The organism is Shigella sp. FC1967 (assembly GCF_001743005.1).
Lineage (GTDB): Bacteria > Pseudomonadota > Gammaproteobacteria > Enterobacterales > Enterobacteriaceae > Proteus.
In genome coordinates this window covers 1-1,649 of the sequence record NZ_MIIZ01000951.1, presented here as the reverse complement: position 1 = coordinate 1,649, position 1,649 = coordinate 1, and the positions used below count along the sequence as shown (strand labels likewise).

2 protein-coding genes and 1 pseudogene are annotated in these 1,649 nt (G+C 40.9%); all 3 read right to left on the bottom strand.

Translation table 11 applies throughout. The features are described 5' to 3' along the window. Positions 1-131: 131 nt before the first annotated feature. A pseudogene (locus BHE89_RS26175) lies at positions 132-298 on the bottom strand (DnaB-like helicase C-terminal domain-containing protein); the annotation flags it as partial. Positions 299-330: 32 nt separating this feature from the next. After that, complete coding sequence (locus tag BHE89_RS26170; protein WP_286146231.1) at positions 331-630, bottom strand: IrmA family protein; 300 nt, start codon at positions 628-630, stop codon at positions 331-333. Between the two features lie 224 nt (positions 631-854). Beyond that, positions 855-1,181 (bottom strand): hypothetical protein, encoded by a 327-nt coding sequence (locus tag BHE89_RS16585; RefSeq protein WP_286138838.1) that lies wholly within the window; start codon positions 1,179-1,181, stop codon positions 855-857. Positions 1,182-1,649: the final 468 nt, after the last annotated feature.

Here is a 1,649-nt window from a genome sequence, read left to right as displayed (position 1 = left end):
TGAAATGCCATTATATTTAAGTTTTTAGATGGAATATATAGAGTAAGTAATGAGAGCAATCTGAGAGAGGAAATTGAGTAAGCCTGGGCAACCTGGCTAACAGAGTTAATATTCTTCGGATTGAGGTCACTGTAGTTATCAAGTCGTGACCGCTGAGCATTGAAGGGCTGGTGCATCGAATCCGATAGGTCCATTTCGCTACTTATCCAGAATGATTTCTGTCCCCTCCTTTGTGCTCACTGTTCTTGATGTAGACCTCGTCACGATAGATAAACATGATAAGGTCCGCATCCTGCTCAAAGCCGACTAATCAAAAAAATGGGAGATCATTTAATCTGCCACACGTCTCTTTGGTGAATAACTAAAAAAATTATTTTTCGCCAGCTCTGGATTATTAGCCTGAAAAATCGATAGCGGTAACTCAACCTTACGCCCGTTTTGATCTTCCACCGCTTTAACCACTTCAAACTCAGCAACATCTTTACAAGGTATTTCCAATCTAGCAAAAGTGGCACTAGAGTCGCCAAAAGGTTCCACTTCCAGTACCGTATCCACTAATGCTTTTCCTTGCCCATCTTTCATTCTCAAGGTTATCTCAAGCGCACCAAACTCCGCGTGGTCTAGAACCATATGGTTACCGCCATTATCGAGGGTAAAGAGTAGCTACAGTAACCTTGGTTAATAAAATTTGAGCTCGTATGTGTGATACTTGCATAACACTGTTGCTCTTCAGCCAAGCTAAATGTGCTCACTACCAATAGCCCTATCGCAAATAGGCTTTTTATCTTATTCATTACGTTATCTTCAGTTACCTTTTATCGTTCTCGCTACCGCCATTGATGGCAGCGAGAATATTATTTATTGTTGATTGGTTGCAACCCACCTTTAGTACGGTCTTTTTCTTTCCAGCGTGGTCGGTTCTTGCCTGAGAACTCTTTTTGCATACTCCAATACCCAATGGGGTAACGGGCTACAATCGTCCCGCCAACACCAATATCGACCGAAGAGTACTGACCATTATTAATGGTTCCTTTTTGAACGTAGGCATTCGGGCTACAAGTGCCCGTATCGCGTTGTTGCCAGTTTCCGCCAGTTCTTGCCACGATATAAAAATCACCAAATGCGCAACCTGATGCGGATTTATGATTCAGTACAGCAACATAATGCTTGGTTGAGCCCACGATCTTACAACTACTGTTTTAGCTTTGCCACGTCGTTCTCTTTTACTGATAACGGTTTGGTTTGTCTTGCTATTTTTGATTTAGGCGCCTCAAAAACGATAAAGGTTAACGAGGTGCCTATCAAGGTGCCTAAGATGACTGGATTTAATTAGGTGACATCAGACTGCGCAGGACATAAAAAAAGCCCGCAACTCATTGAGTTAGCGGGCTTTTCAGTCTTCTTTGGACGTCCTTAGAAGATAATTTGGTGGGCTGGCGGAATTGGAATTGGCTATGTAATCATTTGATAAATAATGTTATTTGTATTTATTGTTTTTGTTTTTACTACCAAACTTACTACCAGAGTATTTTGCTAGGGGGATTAGACCGAGGAGGGGAAGAGTATAGTATTTTTATAAATACATTTATCTATTTTTTGTTTGTCCCGCTGTCCCATCTGTCCTATATAGTATATATATATTATATAGT